The sequence below is a fragment of the Gillisia hiemivivida genome, assembly GCF_007997295.1.
Lineage (GTDB): Bacteria > Bacteroidota > Bacteroidia > Flavobacteriales > Flavobacteriaceae > Gillisia > Gillisia hiemivivida.
The window spans coordinates 369,522-389,333 of sequence record NZ_VORY01000001.1; the positions used below are offsets into that span (position 1 = coordinate 369,522).

The 19,812-nt window shown below is 35.9% G+C and carries 16 protein-coding genes; 10 read left to right on the plus strand and 6 right to left on the minus strand.

Annotated features, from left to right (window positions below):
• From wecB to ES724_RS01670, 9 genes are all read left to right on the plus strand, one after another.
• Complete coding sequence (gene wecB / locus ES724_RS01630; protein ID WP_146928634.1) at nt 1-1,101, plus strand: non-hydrolyzing UDP-N-acetylglucosamine 2-epimerase; 1,101 nt, start codon at nt 1-3, stop codon at nt 1,099-1,101.
• A gap of 129 nt (nt 1,102-1,230) precedes the next feature.
• The gene (locus ES724_RS01635; protein WP_146928637.1) at nt 1,231-2,391 is read left to right on the plus strand and encodes an MraY family glycosyltransferase; all 1,161 of its coding nucleotides are present in this window, start codon (nt 1,231-1,233) and stop codon (nt 2,389-2,391) included.
• 51 nt (nt 2,392-2,442) lie between these two features.
• On the plus strand, nt 2,443-3,498 hold the full coding sequence (locus ES724_RS01640) for a hypothetical protein (RefSeq protein ID WP_146928640.1): 1,056 nt from the start codon (nt 2,443-2,445) through the stop codon (nt 3,496-3,498).
• Between the two features lie 92 nt (nt 3,499-3,590).
• Nucleotides 3,591-4,388: a YjbH domain-containing protein gene (locus ES724_RS16860; RefSeq protein WP_262712789.1), complete on the plus strand. Its 798-nt coding sequence runs from the start codon at nt 3,591-3,593 to the stop codon at nt 4,386-4,388.
• A complete protein-coding gene (locus ES724_RS16865) occupies nt 4,369-5,496 on the plus strand; it encodes a YjbH domain-containing protein (protein WP_146928645.1) in 1,128 nt (375 codons plus the stop codon). The genes ES724_RS16860 and ES724_RS16865 overlap by 20 nt, the downstream gene beginning before the upstream one ends.
• Before the next feature lie 713 nt (nt 5,497-6,209).
• Nucleotides 6,210-7,004 (plus strand): polysaccharide biosynthesis/export family protein, encoded by a 795-nt coding sequence (locus ES724_RS01655; RefSeq protein WP_146928648.1) that lies wholly within the window; start codon nt 6,210-6,212, stop codon nt 7,002-7,004.
• Nucleotides 7,005-7,006: 2 nt separating this feature from the next.
• The gene (locus tag ES724_RS01660) at nt 7,007-9,379 is read left to right on the plus strand and encodes a GumC family protein (RefSeq protein ID WP_146928651.1); all 2,373 of its coding nucleotides are present in this window, start codon (nt 7,007-7,009) and stop codon (nt 9,377-9,379) included.
• Nucleotides 9,380-10,284: 905 nt separating this feature from the next.
• Nucleotides 10,285-11,613, plus strand: coding sequence for a capsule assembly Wzi family protein (locus tag ES724_RS01665; RefSeq protein WP_146928654.1), 1,329 nt, complete (start codon nt 10,285-10,287; stop codon nt 11,611-11,613).
• Nucleotides 11,614-11,887: 274 nt separating this feature from the next.
• Nucleotides 11,888-12,277, plus strand: coding sequence for a hypothetical protein (locus ES724_RS01670; protein WP_146928657.1), 390 nt, complete (start codon nt 11,888-11,890; stop codon nt 12,275-12,277).
• 119 nt (nt 12,278-12,396) lie between these two features.
• Here ES724_RS01670 and ES724_RS01675 read toward each other — a convergent pair whose 3' ends face one another.
• Complete coding sequence (locus tag ES724_RS01675; protein ID WP_146928660.1) at nt 12,397-13,347, minus strand: Fic family protein; 951 nt, start codon at nt 13,345-13,347, stop codon at nt 12,397-12,399.
• 521 nt (nt 13,348-13,868) lie between these two features.
• On the opposite strand from ES724_RS01675, the gene ES724_RS01680 reads away from it, so the two are divergent.
• Entirely contained in the window at nt 13,869-14,393 is a 525-nt protein-coding gene (locus ES724_RS01680) for a hypothetical protein (RefSeq protein WP_146928662.1), read from the plus strand.
• Between the two features lie 1,053 nt (nt 14,394-15,446).
• Here ES724_RS01680 and ES724_RS01685 read toward each other — a convergent pair.
• The 5 genes from ES724_RS01685 to ES724_RS01705 are packed head-to-tail and all read right to left on the minus strand — an operon-like array spanning nt 15,447 to nt 19,695.
• The gene (locus tag ES724_RS01685; protein ID WP_146928665.1) at nt 15,447-16,202 is read right to left on the minus strand and encodes a sulfite exporter TauE/SafE family protein; all 756 of its coding nucleotides are present in this window, start codon (nt 16,200-16,202) and stop codon (nt 15,447-15,449) included.
• A gap of 1 nt (nt 16,203) precedes the next feature.
• A complete protein-coding gene (locus ES724_RS01690) occupies nt 16,204-17,370 on the minus strand; it encodes a molybdopterin molybdotransferase MoeA (RefSeq protein WP_146928668.1) in 1,167 nt (388 codons plus the stop codon).
• Entirely contained in the window at nt 17,370-18,362 is a 993-nt protein-coding gene (moaA, locus tag ES724_RS01695; protein WP_146928671.1) for a GTP 3',8-cyclase MoaA, read from the minus strand. The genes ES724_RS01690 and moaA overlap by 1 nt, the downstream gene beginning before the upstream one ends.
• Nucleotides 18,355-19,251 carry a bifunctional molybdenum cofactor biosynthesis protein MoaC/MoaB gene (gene moaCB, locus ES724_RS01700; protein ID WP_146928673.1) on the minus strand — a complete coding sequence of 299 codons (897 nt, stop codon included), beginning with the start codon at nt 19,249-19,251 and terminating at the stop codon, nt 18,355-18,357. The genes moaA and moaCB overlap by 8 nt, the downstream gene beginning before the upstream one ends.
• The gene (locus ES724_RS01705; protein WP_146928676.1) at nt 19,252-19,695 is read right to left on the minus strand and encodes a molybdenum cofactor biosynthesis protein MoaE; all 444 of its coding nucleotides are present in this window, start codon (nt 19,693-19,695) and stop codon (nt 19,252-19,254) included. It abuts the gene before it with no gap.
• Between the last annotated feature and the right edge of the window lie 117 nt (nt 19,696-19,812).

Genomic DNA, 19,812 nt, shown 5'->3' on the forward strand with positions numbered 1-19,812 from the left:
ATGCTAAAAATCACCATTATCGCCGGAGCTCGGCCAAATTTCATGAAGATTGCTCCTATCATAAAAGCAATTGAGAAAGCTAAAACTGAGAATAAGGATATCGATTTCAGATTGGTGCATACCGGGCAACATTATGATAAAAAGATGTCTGGTAGCTTTTTTGAGCAACTTGGGATTCCAGAACCAGATGCCAATCTTGAAGCTGGAGGTGGAAGTCAGGCAGAGCAAACGGCCAATATCATGGTTAGGTTTGAAAAAGAACTCATGGAAAATCCCGCAGATGTAGTTTTGGTAGTGGGAGATGTGACTTCTACAATGGCCTGCAGTATAACCGCTAAAAAACTAAATGTTCAGGTAGTACACGTAGAAGCCGGAATACGTTCTGGTGACCTGAGTATGCCTGAAGAGATCAACAGGATGGTGACAGATGCTATTACGGACCAATTCTTTACAACTTCAGAATTAGCGAATGAGAATTTGAGAAAAGCCGGTATATTAGAAGATCGTATCCATTTTGTGGGAAATACCATGATAGATACCTTGCTTTCTAATATGGATAATCTGATAGATCCAAAAATTAAAGTTGACGGCAAGCCATTAGAAAATCAGGATTATTTCGTCTTAACGCTACACCGTCCCGCTAATGTAGATGAAGAAGGTAAGCTACAGGAAATGATGCAGGCTATCATGGATGGCACTGGAGATCATCCAATAATATTTCCTGTGCATCCGCGAACTGCCAAAATATTAACCGGCTTGGGAATTTCCCATAAGCACTTACATTATGTTGAGCCACTTTCCTATCTGGAATTCAATTATATAGTAAAGAACTCCAAAGCCGTGATCACAGATTCCGGAGGAATAACAGAAGAAACCACAGTAATGGGTGTTCCCTGTTTAACCCTACGCGACAATACCGAACGTCCTGAAACAATCACTCTGGGCACTAACGAACTTGTTGGCACAAAGCCTGAAAATTTAAAACCCTATTTGGAAAAAGTACTTTCCGGAACCTGGAAAAAAGGAGGAGAGATCCCACTTTGGGATGGGAAAACTGCAGATCGTATTGTTCAGGATCTTTTAAAGATCTATTCTAATTAATCGGCTTACTTATTTTAAACTTGTCCAAAATGGTTCACAAGCAAGGTTTTTATAAATCTTGAAATTTTATATCCACCATACCCCTACAATTGGTAAATCATTCATTTACTAACTTTTTTACAAATCAATATGAATTTATTCGATCAAGAAGTAATTCTGGAGCTATTCCGGCATAATTATTTGTTCTTTGTTTTGGCGCTGTTTGCTGGCACAGCGGGATTAACCTATTATTTAATACCCAAAGTATTATGGGTGAGTAAGGAAAAGAATTTAACTGCTTCGGTGAACTCTCGTAGTTCGCACAAAGTGGAAACTCCTTCCTTTGGGGGAGTAGCATTTTTTATGTGCATTATCCTGGTGTTGGCACTCATCCAGTCTTTGCGCCTAACCCATGTAGGAAATCAATTAATAGCAGCCATCACTATTTTGTTTATGGTAGGTCTAAAAGATGATCTGGTAGTTTCTACTGCCCGAGTTAAATTCTTTGGACAGATAGCTGCTACTTGTTTTATAATTTTTTCTCCAGAACTTCATCTTACCAATCTACATGGATTTTTGGGACTTTATGAGATTCCAGAATCTATTGGAATTATGATCACCGGCTTTATTGTGATTGCAATTATTAATGCTTACAATCTAATAGATGGGATAGATGGTCTGGCGGGTATTATTGGAATTGTGATCTCTGGGATCTATGCCTGGATCTTTTATACTACTAACAATCCATTTTATGTGTTGCTAAGTGTAAGCGTAGCAGGAACATTAAGTGCTTATCTAAGATTCAATTTTTCACGCTGCCATAGAAAGATCTTTATGGGAGACAGTGGCTCCTTGATCATTGGTCTGTTATTAGCGTTTTTGAGTATTAAGTTCCTGGTTATGGAACCTACAACTTCCAAAATATTTAATAGTTTTGAACCAGCATCAAGACCATTATTATTGTTGTGTATACTTTTTGTTCCGATATTTGATACCTTAAGAGTGATGATCATCAGAATTTTTAGTGGAGAAAGTCCTTTTACTGCAGATAGAAATCATGCACATCATGTTTTACTAGATCTCGGATATTCTCATTTAAAAGCGAGTATTTCCTTGGCTCTGATAAACGTTATAGTTATAATCGCTTATCTATATTTTTCTACAATATTAAGCACTTTGTGGTTGAGCTTAATTGTAGTATTGCTTTATGGGTGTGGATTTTTACTCTTTGCTCAATTTAAGAATATAAGCAGAAGCAGAGCTAGAAGATTTTATTCAAATAGCTTTGTGGAAAGCTTAGATCAACAATAATTTCAATTAATTCTAATTTAAACCATTTTTCACTAATCAAACAATCATTTTATGAAAACCAATTTTACATTTTTATCCCAAAAACATTTCAAATTAATGGCTCTTGCCGTTTTTTCTCTTTTCCTCGTTAACTGTAGCAATGATGATGACGCACCAGAAGTTTTTGAATTTGAGGAATTTGAAAATTTAAGTGAATTACCAGAGGTTGACGATCCAGAACCTGAATTTACTGAACCAGATTTAGGGTCTGTAAACGATTCTGAAGCTACCAAAGCAATGGTAGCCGATTTTCAAGATGGATCTGGAGATCTAAGTGATGCCACTAAAGATAATCTGACTACAGTAGATGATTTTTCTGATGGGTTAGTTACCGATATTCAGGAGGAAGCTCAGGCTCTTGATGCTGCTACAATTGAAGAAATTTTAAACTCAGCTGAATTAACAGGGGATTACGCTGCTTTAGCGACTGAGCTAGAAAATCTTCCCGCAGGAGTTGCTGCTCTTTTTCCAAGTATAGCATTTAGCGATGATTATAACAGAGCACAAGAGCAAAATAAAGATGGAATTATAATTAACGATCTCATGTCAGATCTTATGAGTCAGGCTGGAACTGGTCCTTGTTTTGATGTTGCTTTGGCATCTTATAATACTGCATTGGAAGCTCCAATCGTAAAACGTGATACACAATTGGCAACAATCAATTCGAATTTCGATGCTAGAATTACTGCAGCTAACTCAAGAAATGATGATAGAACTGCAGCTTTAAACAGCATGTTAGAGGAGAATAGAGCTCTTGTGGCAAATAGCGCAAGTGCTATCTTAACTTATGCAGATTCAATTAGTGATACAGATGCAGCTTTGGCATTGAGTTTAAGAGAATTCGCATTGCTATATGTTGTGAAATCTACTGTGCTTATCAATACTTTTGAAACTGAAGCTACAAGCCTTATAGCGGATACTTTAACTTCAGAAACTGAAAGAATAGCGACCATTAAGACTGAGAAAACTCAATTAGTTCAAAGCAATTTTGCTGCTGTTAAAGCTGAAGCCGATGCTTTGTTAACTGCTGCTAACTCTAAATGTCATAACCAAGGATCTGGAAGCTAGATCTTAATAAAATATAATTACAGGCTTGTCTGTAAAAAGGCAAGCCTGTTTTATTACTTATTCTATAAGTAATTCCTCCCTTCACAATGCCTATGAAGTCTAAATTTTCTTTTTTATTTTGCTTGTTTGTGATGCTTGCAGCTATAAAAATTCAGGCTCAGGTGAATATCATGGGAAAACCCGGCTATATGACAACTCCTTCAGCAGAATGGTTTGATCAAAAACCAGTAGGTTTTACATTTTCTTATGTTCCTACTGAGTATTCTTTATTTGAATCTCCAGTAGATAAGAATACAATCAATTTTTATAACGTACGTGCAAGCTTTACCTCCTTTATGGAAGTGAACTTAAGCATTGCTTACAGACCTCAAATTTCAGATAAAATTGGAGTAGGAGACAGGCAGCTGGATTTTAGATTTAGGTTATTAAAAGAAAAAGAATACTGGCCAGCAATTGTGATAGGATGGACTCCTCCAGGATCTGTATCGCCTATTTTAGCACATGATTATCTGGTTGCGACTAAACATTTCAATACGTCATTTGGTAAGTTTTCAACTACTCTAGGTTATGGATCTCCCTATGTTTTTGTAAAAAAACCAGAGGGTAATTTTCTAGACTTAAGTATTGAGAAAAAAGATGAATTTCTAAAAGCAAAATACTTAACTGGTTTCTATGGAGGTTTTTCCTTTATGCCTGTGAATTTTGCTGGAATAATGATGGAATATGATACAAAAACCATCAATGCCGGCGCATTTATTAAAATAAAAGATTGGTTGTATCTGCAAGCCTATACTTTTGAAGCTAAAGAAATAGCATTTACCACTTCTGTTAATTTTTCTCTCGATTTTGCTCCAAAAACTTTAAGAAGCTATGAGAAAGATCTGGATTAAATTTTTTCTTTGCTTTTTCGCACTAGCTTCTCAAGCGCAGGAGCTTCAAGACACACTAGCACAAGCAGGTTTTGAGAATATTCAAGTGTTAAGATCTAATGATACCTTAGATCTGTTTTTTGAGCATCGGGAATTTAGAAATCCTTTTCATAGTATGCGGTATGCAGCACTATTAATTAATAAGAATTCTTCTGAAAATAATTCAGAATTAAACTTTATTCCAATTTACCACAATGTCCCGATTGGGAAATATAATAGTGAAAGCTTTGAATATTCATCGCTTTCAAGATCTGAAACAGAATATTTCAAGGAACAAAATAAAGTTTTTAAAAATTATAGATTCAGTTTAAGACTTCATCCGGAAGTCATTTCAAGATTTGGCTTTTATACAGATCCATTTGAAACTAAATTCAATATAAATCTGGATAGCAGATTTTATATAGCACGGGGATTGAGTATACAAACAGGAATCGTTATTCCCATAGTGAATAATCTTGATAATCAGGACATGCAATTACGTCTTGCACCTTCTATGCTGCATTATTTCAATCAGCCCTGGAATCATAATTTCATTTCCTTAAGTCTGGGTAGTTTTTATAATAACAGGTACGGGCTAGATCTTGAAGTTAGACATGCCAATCTTAGTAAAAGATGGAGTTATGGTGTTTCCACTGGATTAACCGGGTTTTACAGGTTAAATGGTTTGAGCCTTTATAATGAACCACTGGAAGATTTTTATGCGACTGCAGATGTGGAATATAGATTGCCTTTAGAAAACTTGAGTATTAAATTAACCGCGGGTCAGTTTTTATTTAAAGACAAGGGAGTTAGATTCGATCTTATAAAACAATTTGCGGCGGCTGAAATTGGACTCTTTGCCTCTGCAACAGATACAGGTGCTACTACTGGCTTTCAATTTGCATTCGCTTTATTCCCAGGTAAAATTTTTAGAAGCAGAAAAGTGGAACTTAGAACCACAGAAGAGTTTAGATGGGAATACACCTATAACAATGTAGATCCGGTAGCCCAGAATTTTAGAATCGGAATGCCGAGATTGTCGGATATTTTAAGACAATACAATCAAAACTACCTCAATTCTTTAAAGTAATTTTGTATATCCGTTTAGAGTCCAATGGGCAATTATGCTATTTAAAATGCTTGCGTCACCCTGAGACCCCATTCAAAAACTTTGAAAAAAGGCGTTGTTGACTTTCCAAAGCAGCGCTTTGAAATCTTTTTCCGCAGTATAAGTTATGTTTTGCGTTAAAAAATCTTGAAGCCTTGGAAAGATTTTAGCAAAACATAACTGGTTTTCAGCTTTGCTGAAAAATACCTCTTGAAAAAGCGCCTTTTCTTTTGTTTCGTTTTCTCTTGTATCCGACGAGCAGAGCGAGAGGAATACACAACAAAGAAAATGAAAAAAGACACTATTAAAGGACTAGGTTAATTATTTGATATTCAAATAGTTAATTAATTACGTCAATGATAGACCCGTGATAAAAAAAATTATCTAGCGTAGGAAATTGACGTATGTAAGATGCTGAAACGAGTTCAGCATGACGGAAGTCAAAAACAGTTTCGTCACCCTGTCCCGAACCATCGGGATTTTCAGGGTCTTATACCCACATAAATGAGATACTGAAACAAGTTCAGCATGACGGAAACAATATAATTAATTAGTTGAAAACTACTTACTGGAACAAAGCGTACATATAAAATTAATTATCTATTGCAGTTTATTCTTAGCACTTACCCATCTTATTATATATTCTTAAAGTTTAGTTAAATCAATTTAGTTATTTTCGCAGCAAATATTAAAAAATGAAGTTTTCAAATATTTTCCCTAAAGTTATTCTGGCACTTCTGGCCACGCTCTCTATCACCTCTTGTGTCTCTAGAAAAGAGATCACCTATTTTCAGGGCTTAGATGAAATTCAGGAAAAGGTAAGTGAATCAAAGAATGGTTTGCAAATTTCACCTAACGATCTTTTAACAATTTCAGTCTCTGCCTATAATATGGAGGCGGCTATGCCTTTTAATCTTCCTGTAGTTGGAGCGTCTATAGGAGGGGCAGATGCAGGATTAAGAGTGGCAGGTACTCCGCAACTTCAGCCTTTTTTGGTGGACAGCGATGGGAATATTGAATTTCCGCAATTAGGAACTGTTCAGGTTGCCGGATTAAACAGGCAACAATTATCGGCAAAATTAAAGGCTTCTATCAGTGAGTATGTAAAAGAACCCATTGTAAATGTTCGTATTGTGAATTTCCAGGTCAGTGTTTTAGGAGAGGTGAACCGGCCGGGAACATTTAGCGTACAAGACGAATATTTAAGCCTTCCTAAAGCTTTAGGCCTTGCAGGAGATATGAGTATTTATGGGCAACGAAAAAATGTATTAGTGATGCGGGAAACAAATGGTGCTAAAACTTATGCCTATTTAGATATGACAGATGCTAACATTGTTAATTCTCCTTTCTATTATTTGCAGCAGAATGATGTGGTTTATATAGAACCAAATAATGCACTAAAACAAGGCGCCAGTTATAATAGAAACGCTTCCGTTTATATTTCTGTAGCCTCCGTTTTAATTTCCCTAATCGTATTGATAGCAAGATAATTATGTCACAACAGCCTACACCCTACAACCAACAAGAAGAAGAGATTAATTTGCGCGAAGAGCTGGAAAAGTATCTGAGATACTGGCCTTGGTTCTTGATTAGTATGTTAATTTGTATAGTTATCGCATTTTTATATTTAAGATATTCTACACCTATTTACCAAACAAAAGCTACCATCATCATTAAAGATGAAAAGAAAGGCGGCATCATGTCTGAACTTTCTGCTTTTGAAGACATGGGGATTTTAAGCGGCATGGGTGGAGGCAATAGTATTGAAAATGAAATGGGAATTTTGCGTTCCAAGCAACTTATCACTGACGTTACCAAGAAATTGCAATTGAATGTTCGTTTTTATGCTGAAGGAGATGTTAATACAACCGAGATCTATGAAAATAGACCTTTTGAAATTCAGATCCTTCAAGAAAATGAAGAGGAGTTAATAGAAGCCCAGATATACAGTATTATTAATGAAACTGAAACCGGTCTAACTTTACAAAATGAATTGACAGAGGAAGAGCTGAATTTAAACTTCGGGGAACCTGTAAACTTAGATTTTGCCACCATTGTAATTAATAAAGCTGAAGGTTACACAGGGAAATTCGACGATCTATTGCAGATAAGTTTTACTACAGTAGCTGCGGTAGCCGATAATTACAGAGAAAAAATTCAGTTAAATCTAACTGACAAAAATTCAAGTTTAATAGAATTAAATTTGAATGATCCTATTAAGGTAAAAGCACAGCAAATTCTAGATCAGTTAATTCTGGAATACAACCGTCAGGCAATAGAAGATAAAAATTTAGTAGCAACTAATACAGCTCGTTTTATTGAAGACAGACTGGATATTATTACCGGGGAGCTAGATTCTGTAGAAACAGGAAAAGAAGAATTTAAAGAATCAAATCAGTTAACAGATATACAGGCAGAATCTCAAATATTTATTGAGAATGCCAGCGATTTTAATAAAAAGAAGCAAGACATTAATACTCAACTAGAGTTGAGTAATGCAATGTTGGATTATCTTTCTAAAGACTCAGAATCAGATCTTTTACCTTCAAATTTAGGTATTTCAGAATCTGGAGTTAATTCTGTTATTTCAGAATATAATACTTTGGTCTTAGAACGTAATAGAATTCTAAGAGGATCTACGCTTAAAAATCCTGTGGTCATAGATCTGAACACTCAAATTGAGCAGATAAAAGCAAATGTGCTTCAAAGTTTGCAACGTATGCGTTCTAATTTGCGAATTGCTAAAGGAGATCTGGATCAGCAAGCTGCAACTATGGGATCTAAAATAGCTTCTGTTCCGGGTAAAGAAAAGCAATATAGAGGGATAGAACGTCAGCAAAATATTAAAGAAGCGCTTTACTTATTTCTATTGCAAAAAAGAGAAGAGACCAGTCTTTCCTTAGCGGTTACTGCGCCAAAGGCTAAAATTGTAGATAGAGCCTACAGCTTGAAAGAACCAGTTTCTCCCAAGCGTAAAATAATTATGCTTGCTGCGCTTATTTTGGGGGTTTTAATACCATTTATATTTATTTACCTGAAACAACTGCTCAACAATAAAATTGAAAGTCAGAAAGATATGCAACGGGCTATCAAAATGATTCCTTTGGTAGGAGAGATTCCTAAAGTTGCCAGAAAAGAAGAGGAATTGATTGCCAAGAATGATCGTTCTGTACTCTCTGAAGCATTTAGGATCTTGCATACCAATTTGCAGTACCTATTAGTTAATTCTGGAAATACTGAGGGAGCCAATGTATTATTTGTTACCTCTACGGTTAAGGGAGAGGGAAAGACCTTTGCAGCCTTTAATCTGGCATTAACCCTTGCCAATTCTGGAAAGAAAGTCCTTATTATGGGTGGAGATCTTAGAAACCCGCAATTGCAACGATATGAAATGGATTCCAAAGATCTTAAAGGTATTAGCGATTATCTGGTAGATGCTTCGCTTTCACTACCATCTTTAATTAAGCAATCCCAGCTGCATTCTAATTTAGATCTACTGGCATCTGGAAGTATTCCTCCAAACCCTTCGGAATTATGGAGAACAGCAAAAGCAAACACGATGTTCGAGGATTTAAAATCTGAATATGATTATATAGTGGTAGATACCGCACCGGTGATGCTGGTTACAGATACCTTTTTGATCAATAAATATGCAGATCTTACGCTATATGTAGTTAGAGCTGGATATACAGAAAAGAAACTTATTGAATTTGCACTAGATGCTAAGAAAGATGGGAAATTACATGATGTTAGTTTTGTGCTGAACGATGTAAAACTTTCCAATTTTGGATATGGTAATAAGTATGGTTATGCTTATGGGGTTGAAAAAGAAGGTTTTTGGGAAAAGCTGAAATCTAGTTTTTAAAGCTGAGATTTCTCAGTCGGTAAAAACCTCCTTCGAAATGACAGTAGATTTGTCATCCCGAACGAAGTGAGGGATCTCAACGAAGCAGCGAGTTACATTAATTTATTGAGATTTCTCAGTCGCGAAAAGCTTCCTTCGAAATGACAAACGGATTTAATTGTCATCTCGACCATTGGGAGAGATCTCAACGAAGCAGCGAGTTATATTAATTTATTGAGATTTCTCAGTCGCGAAAAGCTTCCTTCGAAATGACAAACGGATTTAATTGTCATCTCGACCATTGGGAGAGATCTCAATGAAGCAGCGAGTTACATTAATTTATTGAGATTTCTCAGTCGAGAAAAGCTTCCTTCGGAATGACAATCGGATTTAATTGTCATCTCCTCCCGATAGCAATCGGGAGAATAGATCTCAACGAAGCAGCGAGTTATATTAATTTATTGAGACTTCTCAGTCGAGAAAAATCTCCTTCGAAATGACAAACGGATTTAATTGTCATCTCGACCAGAGGGAGAGATCTCAACGAAGCAGCGAGTTACATTAATTTATTGAGATTTCTCAGTCGCGAAAAGCTTCCTTCGAAATGACAAACGGATTTAATTGTCATCCCGACCAGAGGGAGAGATCTCAATGAAGCAGCGAGTTACATTAATTTATTGAGATTTCTCAGTTGAGAAAATTCACCTTCACAATGACACTAGATCTGCCATCTCGAACTAAGTGAGGGATCTCAAGGAAGCAGCGAGTTATATTAATTTATTGAGACTTCTCAGTCGAGAAAAATCTCCTTCGAAATTTCAACCTTCGAAGGATTTTTTTTTAGAATTAGCGACTGTTATATTCAATTAAGTTGTTGGTTATTGCTGTAATTACTGAGTTCGTGCAGCACCTCATTTTTTTTTCAAATGAATTTTACAATAAAAAACTTACAATTTCTTTTAATATTTATTTTAGGGACCGCACCCGTTTATTCTCAATTGGAATTTTCGGGAGAGGTGAATTTGCAGGGAATGTATTCTACTGGTGAAGATCTGCCATTCTGGATGTATAGAAATAGTCGGGGCAGGATCTCAGGAAACACCAATGCAGGAGGCTGGATCACCGGAAGAGCGATCTATGAGCTTAATGCTACTTCCACTTTGGAAGGAAGCGTGGGGATATTGTACCAGGATGGAATAGCAGACCAGGTTTTTTTGGATGAGTCTTACCTGCAGTTCAAGAACAATTGGCTAGAGATAATCGCGGGAAGAAAGCAGCAAGATGAATTTTATAATGGTTTAAGTAGTTCTAATGAAAATATACTGTGGTCTCTAAACGCGCGACCTATTCCCGGGCTTCAGATTAAAACCAGGAAACCCATTTTTCTGTCTGAAAGATCCGTTTTAGGATTTGAAGGTTCGTGGAATGAATATTTCCTCGATGCAGACCGCCATGTGAGTGCGGCAAAATTACACCATAAAAGATTTGTATTAGTGTTACAACCTAATGAAAGATGGACCTTTAAAGCAGGAGGTCAGCATTTTGTAAAATGGGGTGGAACTTCAAAGACCCGGGGAGACCAACCTGAAAAATTCAAAGATTATATTAAGAATATCACTGGACTATCAGTGCTATCCGGGGGTTCGAGTAGGCATATTGGTGGTTTTGAAGCCCATGTGAAAAGAAATTTCAGGGATTTTAGTCTGGAATTTTTCTATAATTATTTATTTGAAAGCGCCTCCGGTATTTTAATAAAAAATATACCTGACGGTCGATATGGGATCTTTTTTGAGAATAAGGAACGCGACAGGATAGTTAACTCTTTTATATACGAATTCACCTATACACGTAACCAGGGATCTTATTTTGGTGGCGCGATCGAAGATTATTTCAATAATGGGATTTATAAGTCTGGCTGGACCTATGAAAACAGAGTCTTGGGGTCTCCTTTTTTTACTGTTTCCCCTGAAGGGGATGGTATAGTTAACAATAGTTTTGTTGCTCATCATATAGGGATAGGAGGGCAATTCTCCGATTATTTCAATGTTTTTCCTTATAGTCTTTTGTTGAGTTATCGCAGCAATGGGGGAACCCTCTCAAAACCATATATATCTAGACAGCAGGCTTTTTACTTGTATTCGGATTTTGGGGTTTTACGAAATTTTATCAATTTGGATGTTCAGGCCGGCCTGGAATTAACTTCAGATGCTTCGCCAATCCTCGGCCTTGGTTTGAAGATTTCGAAACGATTTTAAAGTCGTAAGAGTTTTTATATTAGTGAAATTCTAAATACCTAATATTTTGTTAATCGAATCTCTGCAATTTTGTGGGGATTTTCTTTTTTCAAACCTGATGGGTACAAAACAATATTTGTATTGACCCCAAATTTTGGTAATAAGCTTGATCCTATATCTCAGAGAAAAATTTCATTAGCCCGGTAATTTTAACACTTCAAGATTTGTTTTCAATCTTAAAATTTTGTTAATTTATTTTTTATTGAAAAATGTACGAACCCTAACATTCCAGAATATGACAGCACTGGCAAATAAATCTTCTATACTTTCTTCTTACAACAAAATGGATAATGTTCTCTATGAGATTCGTGATGAAAAAGGGATCTCGAAAAACAGGCGATATGAAGCCTGGAAAGAAGAGGTTTTAAGTGATCTTTTACAAGCGGGTTTTATAAAGGTACAGGAGGATCTTTATACCATTTCTGAAGAAGGCAGAGAAGTGATCCAACAGGACAGTTTTATGTATTATCATAAAAGGGCTAAATTAAATGATGGTAATAGTGTTGATGCAAAGAAAAAAGAAACAGGCGTCCTATCCAATAATCTTTGGATGCTTCTAATTAGCGGAAGTTTGCTGGGTATCACTTTGATTTGGTTGTTGATAAATTCTGGTATAGTGTTTTAACCGTGTCGGTTAATAATTTTTAGAGTAGCTTGTTTGAGTACGGAACAATTATCGGAAATTAACTTTATGTATTTTTTATACCATTACCTCTATTTGCTGTTTACAGATGTTGTGACTTTTTATAACGAATATTTAGTTTTATTCTTATCTCCATTTTTTTTAAATAATTTAAGTTCTACTCCTTTTTTCAGATCTCGACTTGCTGTTGCACCAGAGATATCTTTGAAAATCTCCATATAATCCTTTCTAGTAAACTCTCTTTTATTAAGTGACACAAAATATTCAAGTCGGTCTTTTTCAGTCAATATGCGGCTATTGAAATCTAATAATTCCTCTAAAGATTTATTGATTACTCCAAGCATATATTTGATAAATGCAGTTGAATTTCCTGACTTATCACTTTCGGATAGCGCTTTATAGTATTTATTGTGGTCTTTGCTTATTAATGTTTCAAAGGGTAAATATTCAAAAACAGGATATTTTTCCATTAATATTAAAGTCTGCCATAATCTACCCATTCTGCCATTTCCATCTAAAAACGGGTGAATAAATTCCATTTCATAATGAAAGACACAACTTTTTATTAACTCAATTTCTTCAGATGATTGTAAATAGTTAAATAAGTCTTTCATCAAAAAGGGGACATTTTCATATGGCGGAGCATAGTGTTCCACTTGTGAACCTTTCATAATACCTACACCTTGTCTTCTATATTTTCCTGCATCTTCAATTAGATTTTCCATTAAATGTTTATGGCATTCTAAGAATGATTTTTCATTAAATGGTTTATAATTCTTTAAATGGTCATAAATCTTAATTGCATTCAAAACTTCCTTAACGTCTTTCTTTGGGCCAATTATTCTCTTATTTTCAATTAACGCAGTAATCTGTTCTTCAGTCAATGTGTTACCCTCAATCTTTAAGGAGGAGTGAATTGTCTTTATCCTATTTTCCTTTCTGAGTTTGGGAGAAGGTTTGTTAAGATAGTTTGCATTAATTGCTCCAACTTTTTCAGAAATTGAAGTTATCAATCTTAAAATGTCAGGAGTTATATCGTAAGGTGGTTTCATTTGATACTATCATTTGATATTATCAAAGATAAGATCATTTACTTGTTAGTCGAAGGCTAATCTTAATTTTAATGGGACAACTTTTATTTAGATTATTTCAAAATTATAAAATTTATCGGTACTCCCTTTTCGGAAATTGTCTGGAGTAAATTTTTTATCTGTTCAGAAATAAAGTTTATAATATGCTAAGCTCTATTAAAAATAAAACAACAAAATTTTTCTTCAAAAATCGGCAACACTATTTAGCGCTTGGTTTGTTTCTTTGTGAGTAAAGCCTGATATATTATAGTAGTTGTGATTTAGGAATGACAATACAGTTTTTGCAATATCAGAGAATATTAGATTACGAAAGATTATGTACAAGTCATAATGGGTTTTTTTGATTGTCATATTACAGATGCTGGCTCCGGAATAGTTCTTTTTTTAAACTACATATTCCTTATTGGAATTCAGAATATTTATATATAAATATTTGATATATAGATATTTTAATTATAATATTACATATTCGAATTTAGAATATGAAAGGAAATCAGATTACTTTAAATCCATTAGATATTGCAGTTTTGCTTAAAATTGCAAGTGTTAATAATTCATCGTGGCAACAAAAACCACTGGCAGAAGCTTTACAACTGAGTCAATCTGAAATTAGCAAATCCGTTGCACGTTCAAAATTTGCGGGATTGCTTGATCCAACTGGTAAAAAAATAATGAAATTAGCTTTTATGGATTTTCTACAATATGGCATTAGATATGCTTTTCCTCAGCAACCAGGAGCAATCGTTCGTGGAATTCCAACTGCACATTCAGCTAAACCATTAAGTGACATAATCAATAGTAGTGAAAATTTTGTATGGCCCTCGGGAAAAGGAAAATTAAAAGGTCAAAGTATTATTCCTCTTTATCCTGCTGTTGTAGATGCAATACAAAACGATGAGTCCTTGTATGAAATGCTTGCCTTAGTAGATGCTGTAAGAGTTGGTAAAGCACGAGAAAAAGAATTAGCATTAAAAGAATTAAAGAATAGAATTTTGAATGGAGAATAAAATTATTAATATTAGTACTGTCGCAAAGCCACTATTAAATGTTAAAACTTAGTTAAAGGTGTCTAATTCGGTGACACTCCATAATGAACAGATGGGAAGGCCCATATTTAATGGCATAAGCGAAACTTACAGCACTCCCGCCTCGAGTACTTAAAAAGCCCCTTCATATTTTGATGGGGTTTTTTGATTTTATCCAACTTGATTTCTCGGTCATAAGGCTCTAAATTATTTTTTTTTGAAGAGGTAATAACATCTAAATCTAGCATCCTTATTTCAAGAAAGACCTGTTCATTTATAAAAAAAATCTTGATATCCGCTTTTGTTCCAGTAAATAGTTTTTTATTAATTAATTACAGTTTGTTACCGTCATCTGAGACCCGTGATAAAAAAATTATCAAGCGTAGGAAATTGACGTAAGATGGTTCTCAGCAGATTTATTGTTTTAAGAACTTCTTTTTTGCAGTGTAGTGCTTCCACGGCGTAAAATTTTCGAAGCCTTGGAGAAAATTTAGCCGTGGAAGTACGGTTCCAATTATGCGGTAGCATAATTGGAAACACCTACAAAAAAGTGTCCTTTTTTTGGTTCGTTTTTTTGGACAGGCAAAAAAATGAACAATCTCAAAAATTAAACAAATCATTACCGACTAAAAGGAGTGTTTTCCAAATTCTTGAAATCACCTCAATGATAACAAAAAGCGTATTAAAAACTTGCAAAGAATCGGGTGTGTCAATTACCTATAAATCAGCAGCTTATATAATACGTCAATGGTAACTTGTTTCAGCATCTCAAATATGTGATATAAGACCCTGAAACTCCCGATCGTTCGGGACTGGGTGACGCGACCCTTTCAGATAGGATAATTTGGTCACTGGACTCTAAACGGATATACAATTAGAAAAACTATCATTTAATTATTTTAGATCTTCATAAAACTTCAGAGTATTATAATAATTGCTGGAAAGGCAAATCAGAAAAATTCCCAGTGCAATACAATCAAGAGAAAACATGTTATATTTTTTAGATAAGAGGAGGAAAACCAAAAGAAATAAAAATTAGATCAAAATGCCAAATCCATGATCAAGAATAAGTTTTAGACCTACATAAAACACTAATACCGCCGTAAGAACACCTAAAATCTTTAAGTTGAATTTTTTATTGGAAAGATAAGATCCAAGACTTCCACCAAGTACAACTGCAATAATAAGTTTAAAAACAAGATCGTAGTCCAAACGAAAAGTTCCCGCTACGTTTAGGCCAACAAGTCCGGCAAGAGAATTAACCAATATAAAAACTGAAGCAAGCGAAGCGATAATTCTTGGATCTGCCCATTTTAAAAGGTTTAATATAGGAGACAAAAATATTCCTCCCCCAATTCCAGAGATACCAGAAAGCAAACCAATACTTCCTCCTAATAACAGCTTCTTAGGATTGGAAAATTCTACAGATTCTATTCTACTTTGAACAAATTTCAGCAGCATAAAAATTCCTGCCAAGAGCAGAGCACTACCTAACAACAAGAAAAATGCATTTTGCGAAAGCTTTACCAGCGCTCCTAAATATGCCATTGGGATGCTGAGTATAAAAAAAGGCCAAAGCAGTTTCGGCTTTAAAACTCCATTTTTAATATAAACAATTGTTCCTATTGTAACTACACAGATATTTAAAATCAGAGCTGTAGAACGTATCTCATAAAAGTCGGTAATTACCAGACTCAAGATTGCCAGATAACTGGATCCTCCTCCAAAACCAACCGAACTGTAGAATAAAGCGATAAAGAAAAAGATAAATGGCAAATATTCTATAGGCATACTATGAGATTAGAAGACATTCTACCTTTTCCCCTTTTTTAAGCGAAGTTTCAGCATCGATAAAAGCCATAGCGTTTCCATGTGCCATCGATAATATCATGGATGAACCTTGCCCGTCCAGGATCTCGACTATTCCATTATTGATCTTCGCTTTTAGAAAGGAAGGCCTATCGCCTTTATTCTCAAAATCATGGGAAATAGGGAAAGAATATCGCTCCAATCCGCGTTTTTCTGATCCGCTAAGCTGATAAAGAAAAGGCAATACATACACGTAGAAACAGCTTAAGGAAGATGCAGGATTTCCTGGTAAAGCGAATACAAATTGCTCTGATTTTCTTCCGAAATAGAGCGGTTTCCCTGGTTTCTGAAAGACTTTATAGAATTGTTCTTCCACGCCATTTTCCTCAAGTGCTTGCTTTACAAAATCATAATCTCCAACTGAAATTCCACCAGAAAGGATCAATACATCTGCAGTTTCCAGAGAATCTTTGATTCCTGCTTTGATTACTTCAAAATCATCCTCGATCTGCTTCTTATTACCACATTTAAATTCGAATTGCTCACAGGCAGCAGCCAAAGCATAGCTATTTGATTCATAGATCTGTCCTTCCGCCTTTGGTTTTCCGGGCTCGATCAATTCATTTCCGGTAGTGATTAAATTAATAAGTGGCTTTCTAAAAACCTCAACTTTCTGGATTCCCAGACTTCCTATCAACCCTATTCCAGCCGGAGTGACCGTATATCCTTTTTCGAAAACAAGTTGTCCTTGGGTTAACTCTTCTCCTTTCCTACGGATATTCTGCCCTTCCTTCGGAATTTGTTCCAGAGAAAGCTTATTTCCTACTACCCTGGTTTTCTCCTGCATCATTACCGCCGAAGTTTTTTCTGGAACCTTCGCTCCGGTAAAAATACGCACAGCTTCTCCCTTCTTCAATTGAAACTTCTTTTTATCACCGGCTGCAACTTCGCCTACAATGGTATATTCCTGAGAAATTCCACATAAAGCATATCCATCCATAGCCGAATTGTCAAAAGAAGGCATGTCGAAAGGAGCATTAAGCTCTTCTGAAATTGAAAAACCTAAACAGTCACTAAGTTTCCTTGTTTCTGTTTTCAGCTTAACCTTCTGAGCTTTGATAATCTTATGTGCTTCTTCAATTGTTACCATTATCCTCCTATTGAGATCATAGATCTGTTCTGCTCGTAATGATCGGCATCCATTTTCACATCCATGCCATCACGGGAAAACTTCTTGGTCTTAATCGCGTTAATAATAAGATCATTCATTTCCTCCCCATTACGCATAGGAGTAAGAAGATCAGTTTCAGAATTTGCAAAAAGACAATTCATCATTTTTCCATCGGCAGTTACTCGAATACGGTTACAATCTGCGCAGAAGGGATTCGTAATAGTGCTTACAATTGCAAAACTTCCTGTGTGACCTTTCACCTTGAAATTCGAGGAAGTGCTGTGCTTTGGATTCTTTAACTCTTCTATATTTCCAAAACGTTCAGAAACGATATCCAGAATCTCTTGTTTTCCGACACCTTTGCTCCAGTCCCATTTATTGCCTTTAAAAGGCATGAATTCTATAAATTTCACGGTAAGATTCTTATTCTTGGTCAGTTCAATAAAATCATTGATCTCATTGTCATTCACTCCTTTGATCAAGACAATATTCAACTTCACTTCCATATCCATTTCCAGCGCCATCTCGATATTCTTCAGGATGCGCTCAAAATAATCCCGTTTCGTGATGAAAACCGACTTTGCCTTATCCAAAGTGTCCAGACTTAGATTGATTTTTTTCAAACCTATCTTCTGAAATAGATCCAGATATTTATCCAGCATAATTCCATTAGTAGTGATTTTTAGGGTCACTCCCAGTTTTGCAAGTTCATCTACCAGATAACCAAAGTTCTTTCTCACCAAGGGTTCCCCACCGGTAAGGCGAATAGTATCCACTCCCAGATCACGAAATGTTGTAGCAAGTGCAATGATCTCTTCAATGGTCATGATATTGGATTTCTCCATCAATTCTATCCCTTCTTCTGGCATGCAGTAGAAACAACGCAGGTTACAACGATCTGTCAGGGAGATCCTAAGGTACGTATGTGCTCTTCCAAAATTATCTACTATTTTCTTTTTTTCTTCAATCATGTCTTTTTCCTTCTATCACTTTAAAAACGTGCAATACGTGCGGAAATATCGCATCCATACATTCTGCAGCTCCTTTGGTAGATCCTGGTAATGCCAAGACTACTTTTCCGACTTTTATACCTGCTACAGATCTGGAAAGCATCGCATAAGGCATGCGCTGCTGACCGTAATTTCTCATTTGCTCCTCAACGCCTTTCAGTTTAAGATCCAGCATTGGTTCTATAGTTTCAGGAGTTATGTCTCGCGGACTAACGCCAGTTCCTCCCGTAAAAATCACAATATCTGCATCTGCAGAATTTAAAGCTAATCTTATGTCTTCAGGTTCGTCTGGAATAATAATCCGTTCAGCTTTAATTCCCAATTCTGCAAGTTTTGAAACGATGGCCTTGCCTGCTTTATCTTCTCCTTGTCCTTTCGAAATGCTATCTGAACAAACTACTACTTTAGCAGTCAGTCCTTCAGCATCTATTTTATAAGAAGATTTTCCTCCTTTTTTATTCTGAAGTTTTATCATCCCTATTTCCACATGTTTATCTATAGGTTTCAGCATATCATACATAGTAAGTGCTACAATACTTGCTCCATGCATGGCTTCCACTTCAACACCAGTCTTATAAATGGTCTTCACCTTAACCGAAATCTGGATCTCAAGTCCGTTGATTTCATATTCAATTCCTGTATATTCAATAGGTAGCGGATGGCAATCTGGCAAAAGATCCGGAGTTTTCTTTACTCCGAGCAATCCTGCAGCTTTGGCCATTTCAAACACATTCCCTTTCGGAACTCTATTTTCCTGTAATGCCTTTATCGTTTCTTCACTGGACGTCCTTACTATCGCAATCGCAGTAGCTTCCCTCAGCGTATTTATTTTATGGGTAATATCAACCATCTATTTATTCACTTTCCATTGGTGGGTTTCATCTTCAAAAATCTCTTTTCCGAAAATGGGTACATTGGCCTTGATCTCTTCCACGAAATAATTACAAGCTTCTATCGCAATCTTTCGGTGTGCCGAAGAGGTAAATACAAAAAGACATAACTCTCCAGTTTTCACAGGGCCCAGACTATGATAAATATGTGCGCAGGTAATATCGAATTTCGAAAATGCCGCTTCCCTGATCTCATGAAAAACACTTTCAGCCATTTCTTCGTAAGCCGAATACTCAATAGCGCTTACCGTTTTACCATCGATTTCATCGGCACGAATTTGTCCCAGAAAGATGCTATGCGCACCAATATTGGTCTTGGACTGATGATTCGCTATAGAATTGGCGATCTTTTCTGGCGGGATGGCGCCTTGAACGAATACTTTCTTAGGTTTTTTCTTATCCATTAATTATTCTTTAAACTCTCATTTTCTTATCGTCACCCTGTCCCGACGGATCGGGAGTTTCAGGGTCTATTTTGAATTACTTCTTTGATTTTCGCTTTAAGATGCTGAACTTGTTTC